Source organism: Paenibacillus mesophilus, assembly GCF_005938385.1.
Lineage (GTDB): Bacteria > Bacillota > Bacilli > Paenibacillales > NBRC-103111 > Paenibacillus_AB > Paenibacillus_AB mesophilus.
On sequence record NZ_VCRA01000063.1, the window covers coordinates 1 to 8,405 of the forward strand.

General features: G+C 47.4%; 7 protein-coding genes, 1 rRNA gene and 1 riboswitch. All 8 genes read right to left on the reverse strand.

Going from position 1 to position 8,405, the window contains the following annotated elements:
- Nucleotides 1-74, reverse strand: a 16S ribosomal RNA gene (locus tag FE783_RS36855); the annotation flags it as partial.
- A gap of 944 nt (nt 75-1,018) precedes the next feature.
- The gene (locus FE783_RS36860) at nt 1,019-1,393 is read right to left on the reverse strand and encodes a hypothetical protein (protein WP_138884384.1); all 375 of its coding nucleotides are present in this window, start codon (nt 1,391-1,393) and stop codon (nt 1,019-1,021) included.
- A 45-nt stretch (nt 1,394-1,438) separates the two neighbouring features.
- Nucleotides 1,439-1,813, reverse strand: coding sequence for a VOC family protein (locus FE783_RS36865; RefSeq protein WP_138884385.1), 375 nt, complete (start codon nt 1,811-1,813; stop codon nt 1,439-1,441).
- Between the two features lie 156 nt (nt 1,814-1,969).
- Nucleotides 1,970-3,280, reverse strand: coding sequence for a serine hydroxymethyltransferase (locus FE783_RS36870; protein WP_238403432.1), 1,311 nt, complete (start codon nt 3,278-3,280; stop codon nt 1,970-1,972).
- A gap of 69 nt (nt 3,281-3,349) precedes the next feature.
- Nucleotides 3,350-3,428, reverse strand: a riboswitch (ZMP/ZTP riboswitch).
- Between the two features lie 328 nt (nt 3,429-3,756).
- Entirely contained in the window at nt 3,757-4,233 is a 477-nt protein-coding gene (locus FE783_RS36875; RefSeq protein WP_138884386.1) for an SRPBCC family protein, read from the reverse strand.
- Nucleotides 4,234-4,680: 447 nt separating this feature from the next.
- Complete coding sequence (locus FE783_RS36880) at nt 4,681-5,187, reverse strand: hypothetical protein (RefSeq protein WP_138884387.1); 507 nt, start codon at nt 5,185-5,187, stop codon at nt 4,681-4,683.
- 204 nt (nt 5,188-5,391) lie between these two features.
- On the reverse strand, nt 5,392-5,955 hold the full coding sequence (locus FE783_RS36885; protein WP_138884388.1) for a hypothetical protein: 564 nt from the start codon (nt 5,953-5,955) through the stop codon (nt 5,392-5,394).
- The gene (locus FE783_RS36890) at nt 5,952-8,108 is read right to left on the reverse strand and encodes an ABC transporter transmembrane domain-containing protein (protein ID WP_138884389.1); all 2,157 of its coding nucleotides are present in this window, start codon (nt 8,106-8,108) and stop codon (nt 5,952-5,954) included. Before FE783_RS36890 ends, FE783_RS36885 begins: the two co-directional genes overlap by 4 nt.
- Nucleotides 8,109-8,405: the final 297 nt, after the last annotated feature.

An 8,405-nucleotide genomic window follows, 5' to 3' on the forward strand; every position in this document is an offset into this window, starting at 1 on the left:
AGGCCTCGCTCGACTTGCATGTATTAGGCACGCCGCCAGCGTTCGTCCTGAGCCAGGATCAAACTCTCCAATAAGGTCCCGGTTCCCCGGGGTCCCCGAAAAGTAATCGGTGTTGCTGCAAAGCTTCACGTCACTTTTTGGGGTGAAGAAGAGCCGATAGCTCAATTCGTACTGACTTGTGTCGAATACTTCGGAGTTTGCACAGCCGAAAATTCGACTTGTTTGGCTTCTTGCGAAGCCTCACTTGCACGCTCGTTGTTCAGTTTTCAAGGAGCAATCATTTTCTTTCAACCGACTCGTTTATACGGCCGGAATAACAATATATCATAGATTAGTAGATACATGCAACTGCAATTTCTTCCAAAATCGTCATTTCATCTTTGCTTAGTTACGAACGATCGGATAACTAATGTATCATACCCCGCTCTTCAGCAACAAGATTCAAATAAAACCAGTTTTTCTTTTAGCAAAATCACGTAGTTGTCCAAAGACATAAATGTGTGCCATGAATGCCAAAAAGCATGCTTTCTGACACAGTCTGAGCAGCAAAAGGCCGTCGAAGTAATCGGCGGCCTTGCTGACAATTCATCTAAGGAGAACTTATGCTTTCTTTATTGAACCGACCCAAACGTCTCCAAATTTCACACTATACATTTCATCTGTATCCCCGTTGGATAAATTGATTGTATCGACATTATAAGCTTGACTCTTAATGGCTTTTATTCATTTTCACTCATCCATCCTCGTTGGATATTTTCAATTAAGTCGCTCTCTGTGAAAACATCACTATCTATATGTAAACGCCAGTCGAATTTCTTCAATGCATCTTTCAAAAAAGTATATTTATCAAATGGGGAAATTCTTTTCTTGTCTTGCAATATAAGTTCTTTCCTCCGAATAACTGACTGCTCTATTATTTCAACTCATTGCTATTTTATCCTGCTGGTAGCAGTTCCTAAACTCTCGTGCCCGTTAGTTTTGCGACGACATCGCACTCATCACAACAAAAGACTATTATTCAAGCATGATATAGAATATCAATATCCCCATCTACAAATCCAATTCCAATCGCATATGCATTCTTGAGGATGTTTGCATACTCTCCTTCTTTAAGATAACGTTCCACCAACATCGTAATGTAGTTTAAACCTTGTTCCCAATGTTGAATATCTTCTGTTCTTTTTATATAGCAAATATCTTCTTCCGAAGTAAAATAGTCGGTACAAGCCCAATCGGAGTCATCCTCATTGAATTCATCTGAACCAATTAATTGTATATCGTACGTATCTTCTGAACCTTCATATATGTTAAAATTAAATGCTTTTATTTCTTTGGTGATGTCTTGCTCTAAAATCTGATTTAACCAATTTGAAAACAACTTATAATTCTCCATAATACATTCCCGTCATTTAATAAGAGATTACGCCCGATTTACCGATTATTTAGCCAGCCAAACTGTGATTCGATTACCATCTGGGTCATATAGCTCAAAATGACAACCGCATTCTCCTTCATCAATAATCTCTTCCGTCTGAATTCCCCGTTCGTTCAAATATTCATGAAACTCGACAATGTTATCGCAAAAATAAGCGGTTCGTGGAAGTGGTTTGTCGTCCAACGTATTTTGAGTTACTGGAGCATCCGATCGTAACAACTGAAGGTCAGGTTGTAGAATTGCGTGGGAATCGAAAACTAAATCGAGCTGAAAACCCAGAATTTCCGAATACCATATTGCCGACCGCCTTACATCGGCTACTGGAATGTAAGTAAAGCATATCTTAGAAATTTTGCTTACAACTTGTTTATGGCTCACTTTTTATTCACGCCCACTTTATTGGAAATATTAATCTCATTTAAAACGTTGTCTTGCTCTAAATACGCCCCATGTAAATCAACATTCCCTCATCATTGTCTAATATCGATTGTTAAAGCCGGACCTTGACTATTGCAAATCATGCCCACATACATCTCAAACGAATTGTCTCGGTGCGAACCGCTCCACCATAGTGGCGATTTCCGTGCGGATTTGCTCCAGCTCGGTGTCGTTATCGGCCCCGTGGGTGGCACGTACGATCCAATCTCCAATTTGCCGCATTTCCGCTTCTTTCATTCCCAGCGTCGTTACGGCCGGCGTGCCGAGCCGGATGCCGGACGGGTACCAGGGCTTCTTGTCGCCGGGCACGGCGTTTTTGTTAGCAATGATGCCGGCCCGTTCCCAGCGAATAGAAAGCCAATGCCCATCCTTGGCAGCCAGCCCGTTATCCGAATGAAGGATATCGAGAAGCAGCAGGTGATTCTCAGTTCGTCCGCCCATCAGACGGAAGCCATCCGCCTGCAAATGTTCCGCTAGAGTCTTCGCATTGCGGACAATCTGCCCGGCGTACTGCTTGTATTCCCCGCTCATCGCTTCACGGAAGGCGATTGCCATGGCGGCGACCGTATTCATGTGCGGTCCTCCCTGAAGTCCCGGAAATACCGCTTGGTCAATTGCCGGACCTAGCTCTTTTTTGCATAGGATGAGTCCGGCTCTCGGTCCGCGCAGCATTTTGTGCGTGGTCGTGGTGACGATATCGGCATGCGGGAACGGATGGGGGTGATGCCCGGTAACGCACAGCCCGCAAATGTGAGCGATATCGGCGACAAGCAACGCACCGGCCTCTTTGGCGATTTCCCCCAAGCGCTGAAAATCGATCTGCAGCGGATAAGCAGTCGCCCCGCAGATGATCAGCTTGGGTGAATGGAGGCGTGCCAGCTCGCGGATTTCGTCGTAGTCCAACTCGTAGTCGATGTTCAGCCGGTATGAAACGGCTCGATATGATGCGCCCGTCATGTTGACGTGGTGCCCGTGGGTCAAATGTCCACCGTAGTCCAACGAAAGTCCGAGAAACGTGTCCCCCGGTTTCAAAAAAGCATGCATCACCGCAAGATTGGCTGGCGAGCCACTCAAGGGCTGCACATTGGCATGATACGCTTGCGGATTCGGCGTAAACAGCTTCAGCGCCCTTTCGATGGCCAAACGCTCTAAGGCGTTCGTGTTCGCCTGTCCGCGATAGTACCGCCCGTTCTTCTGCATGCTCCGTTCCCCGTTTTCCCAAAAATACGGATAGCCTTCGGCGTACTTGTTCGTGAATGAAGAGGCCAGCGCCAGCCGGACCGCCATGGAAGAATAGTTTTCCGACGGGATGAGCGTAAGTGTGCTTTTTTGACGAATGCTTTCCGCACCCGTCATGGCCGCTACCTCGGGGTCGTGCAGGTCCAAATACGTCTGAATCGTTTCCACCTTCGATCAACTCTCCTTCGCTCGATTGGATTGGGAAAACAAAAAAGAGCGCTTAATCCAAAGATTAACCACTCTCGCCCAGGCGTACGGCACATACCCCGCGTGCTTCCTCATGGTTCCCCATGCTCCGCCAGTCACACGCAGTACATTTTAATTAGTCATATTATACCAAATATTCTGATAGTTAACAATCGTTCTTTGCGAAGGCATTCCGAAGGATTTCAGGGCTTCTTATTTCACTATCGTGGCCGTTAGTGCAATGGGATAATTATTGTTCATTTTAACAAGAACTTGCGTCCTAAAAACAAAAAAAGTCGCAACTACGCGACTTTTAAGGAAGTATGTTCTTGTCACTCGACAGTTTTCCCTCAGACCTTTGGCAGAAGATCTAATTTATCTGCTGCCGTTTCCTCGTATTGATTGAGCTATCAAACCCAAGGGTCGAAAAAATCTTTACTTTAATGGTTCACCAATGCTTATTGACTTAGCGACCGTTCACTATCGGTGATGGGATCCCCGATGTTAGGCTGCCCTATACCAGTCGTAATCAGGCTTCTCAAACTGCCGTTGACATAGTTGTTCCATCCTTCTGTGCAGGTATTGAAGCATTCAAAATGGGGAACTAAGCCAATATGAGTGAACTTGACTTCCGTTTTGTCGCCCTTTCTAGAGATTTCAAAATTGATTGTTGTGCCTGTCCACTCGGTTTTGTCTTGCGTAAAACTAAAGTAGTTTTCCTGTACATACCAAACGACTTTTTCATTGCGAATTAACTCTGTTATCTCCATTTTGCAGCGGTGGATGTCTTTGTAATGATAGCTAAATACAGTACCGAGCTTGTCCGTATCACCCTCAATTTCTTGTGACCACCATCCTCGGACATTATTGATCGCGTTAAAGACTACTTCAGGGCTTTGGTCTACCGTAAAGACAGCGTTGTAGTTTTGATTCATGCAAATGGCTCCTCTCAATAATTGGATGCTACACACCGAGTTTATACTATTGAATGCTGCTGCACTTCTTTTCTTTTGCTATCTTTACCATTAAGAAGAACTTCCTTTTATTGGACTCTCCTGCCCTTAATGAGCTTCCAATCGTTTCTGTATTTGCTGCGATTGAACCAACCACATGATTTATGAAATTGTTCACGCCTCATCCTCTTTTCGATAATAGATGCCCGGTGATCATCTTAACATGTCCAAATCATACATAAGGTGCAAAACAATTATAACTATCCTGCACGTTAGGTGAACAAAGGCAGCCGATCGATCTGGCCGGCTGCCCTCGTGTATCTACTAGAATTTGAATTGTACCGCAGTGAAGATCGCGGTTTATTTCAGAATTCGTTAGAAAAATGTCAATATCTTGCAGAGGAGTTTAACACGTACCTATCTCCCGCTTTATTTATACCGGTTACAGAAGTCGGCGAAGCGGCTATAAGGTGTGGAGTATACAAGCGTTGTTCCGTACTCTGTCTCGTAGACTCCGTGCTTATCCGCAAACTTCCGATACAGCCGATTGGTGTATTCGTTCGCAGCTGCCGTCGGAATCCTCACCTCCCGCACACCGGGATTCGCGTCAACAATTTGTTCCGCCAGCACCTGCAGGCCGCGTATGAACGTCCTGCTGCTCCGATATTCCTCCAGAAAACAGCTGTTTCCAAGCACCGCAATTTCCTTATCCTGAAAGTCATCATCCACAAGTCCGAGTACGAAGCTACCGATTCCGACGACCTCATCTCTATCATTCGTCAGAATCGCTCCTCTTCCTTCTCTCATGTAGTTTCGGACGTCTCTGGCGGCAAGCGCTATCGGATAATTCGGAATGATGTCCGTTCGATTCCGGATATAAAAATCGGTAAACCTGCTCCACTGAAGTGTATTCGAGCAAATAGCGATGGAGACCAAATCCGTCACATCCTTAGGTAAAATGTTTTTTAAATATTTTTACAAATATAGTTGATTTTTCCTATCCGATTTCGTATATTTAGTACTACATTTAACAAAGGAGGTGATCACAATGGGAGATCCAGGAACACAATCGGGTACGGTTCATAGAACCTACGGGACGACGACCAAGCGCTAATCATACCGAATCCCGCGTCATCGCAATTATGATTGAAGGCCGGCGTTCATGCCGGTCTTATTTGTTTGCCGTCTGCCCGTTCTAGAGAAAACCATCGCCGCAGCCCGCCTTAACAGGTCGGGAGTGGTTCGGAATACATCCAACGGACCGCACGTGTGCAATTGAGTCTCGCTTAGCGAGGCGATTTTACCAAATAATCGGCGATTGGCATCAGATTGGACGACAAAAAATTCAACGTCAAAGGCGGGTTCGGGCAGCTCGAGCTCTCTTTCGGCGAACGCCTCGACTGCCCGCGCAATCGCTCTGCCTCCACGGACTTCCTTCTCCAAGTAAAGCAACTGAATTTCGATCCGGATTCGTTCCGCGCCACTCATCTTCATGAGAAACGGTGTGTACATCAAGATTCCCCGAACTCTCCCCTGTTCGTCCAACGCCATCATAAATCCGTCATCGCTAGCGGACATATAAACAAAGTCCATCACCGTGCACCACTGGTAAGGTACGCCAAGGTCTTCCGCATGCTTACATAAAAATCGAACTCCGTCCTCCCTGTGCTGTTCCGAATCAGCGATCACCCACTTCAGCATCATGCCTCTCTCCTTTTCATTCGTACTTTTATCGTCACTTCGAGCTCCTCGCGAATAGATGGGAACTTTTCCATCAATGGATGGAAATGATCGTACGACAGCGACAACAGCAAGCAAGGCGTTGCCGTTACAATCGTGGCCGTCCTCGGAACGTGGTGCATAAGCGCAATTTCCCCAAAATGGTCCCCGTCCGACAGCACCGCTACTTTATGCCGGTCTCCTGCTGCTGCAGCTTTGTATACGTCAACTTTCCCTCTCGCGATCAAATAAAACTTGTCTCCGCTGTTCCCCTGCTCGACGACAGGTATACCCGCTTCGAATCTTTCTACAACAAAAAGACCGGCCATTTGCTCCAACGCCTCTTGTTCGATCCCACTGAAGAAAGGCAGCCCTCGCAGCCGATGTACTTGAACATGAGCGCTGACTCCGTCTTTATCCAGTATGAACCCCTGCTGCTTCTCCCACATCTGGCGGTAAAGGCCGCCCCGCTCCATAAGCTGCTCGTGTGTCCCTGATTCGGCTATCTCGCCTTGGGCCATAACGATGATATGATCGGACATGGCTGCATAAGAGAGACGATGCGTAACCGAAATTATCGATCTGGTACCTTTGAGCGAAACAATCGTTTCATTGACAGCCCGTTCGGTGTCCGGATCAAGAGCCGAGGTTGCTTCGTCCAAGAATAAGAGGTTCGGATCGCGCAGCAGCGCCCTAGCCAGCGCTATGCGCTGACGCTGACCTCCGGATAAGCTATCCCCATGATTGTGGACAGCGGTATCGTATCCATCCCGGAATCCGGCGATCGCTTCATGCACGCCGGCCGCCCGCGCGGCCTCCTCGATTTCCGCTTCTGAAGCATCCGGCTTCCCTATACGAATGTTATCCCTTATCGTGGCGTGAAGAAGGATAGAATCCTGGAAGACAACACCGGTTTGCCCGAGCAAGGATGCGAATTTGACTTCTCTGGCATCGTGTCCGTCGTATAACACCGCTCCTCCGTCCGGATCGGCGAATCGCATCAGCAGCTGCAGCACCGTGCTTTTGCCGGAGCCGCTCGGACCTACGATAGAGGTATAACGTCCAATGGGTATATCAAGATTAAGGTGCCGCAGCACAGGCTCGCCCGGTACATAAGCGAATGTGATGTCTCGCAGCGCGATTTCCGAACGGACTGGCGGAAGCTCCAACACTCCCCGTTCGTCTACTTCCGGCATCCATTCCATCGCTTGATGCAGCCGCTGAAGGCTCGTTCTCGCCGCCAGGAAGGTGGGCAGCACAGCGGCAACGCCGAACATCGAATGGCCGACCAGAACAAATACGGAATTAAAGGCGATAAATTCACCGATGGTAAGACGCCCCTCGAACGTCAAATAGCTGCCGTATGCAAGGACGACCGCAGTGAGAATCGAAATGCCCAGCACAGGCAGCCGATTAAGATTGGAGCCGACGAACCCTCTATGCACACCGATCGACAGCATGCATCGGAGAATAACTTCCACTTTAGCCAGCATACTCTCACGCAGATTGAATACTCGTACGACTTTGAACGCCTTTATATTCTCATCGATCGAGCTATTGAATAGGTCCAGCTGCGTATAATAAGCTTCATTGAGCGATTGCAACCGGGACTTGAGCAGCTTGAAAGGCAGGAAAAGCAGAGCAGAGCCGGCTAACACGACAAGCGCAAGCTTCCACTCCATGCTGAGTAGAATAACCACCCCTATGATCACGCTCGAAACGGCCAGCAGCGCACTGCTAAAGGTCTGGATGATGGCCGCTTCAATCGCTGGAATATCGTCGGCATACCGGGTCATAAGATCGCCGGTCTTGAACTGTTGATAGAAGCGCTGAGTCTGAAGCTGCATATGCCTGAACAATTGAAGCCGGTAATCGAACAACAGCTTGGCGCTTAGCCGCGAGGTGGCGTAATCGCCGGAAATACCTGCTGCCACGTTAAGAGTGCCTAGCCCCAGCAACGCGCCTATAATGATGGATAGAGCCTTCGGATCTTGAGGAATTAGTGCTTTATCAATTAAAAAGGAATAGCTGAGCGATGACAGATAACGAAACATAAGGTCGAAAACGGCTCCAAATACGATCAGGAATACAAATACTGGAGACGAGCGAATTGACGTGGCGATATGTTTCCACAGCATTCGGGTACAGCTCCTTTACAACTTCGTAAATTTACTCAAATAAGCTCCATTTTAACGATCTTCAATAGTGTGCAAACTGAAAGAAAAGCGCTTCATGTAAGGTTTGAGGGGAAATTGAGAAAAAAATTAAAGGTCTATTTACCAAACGAAGAATAAGGCCGGAACAACACGTGCAATCAATCGGGTAGGAGGCTACCCATTAATTGAGTAGCCGACCTCCCACACCACCGTACGTACCGTTCGGTATACGGCGGTTCCTTAGTTCACGCAGTGACTTGTCGATAATAATCTGAAAAG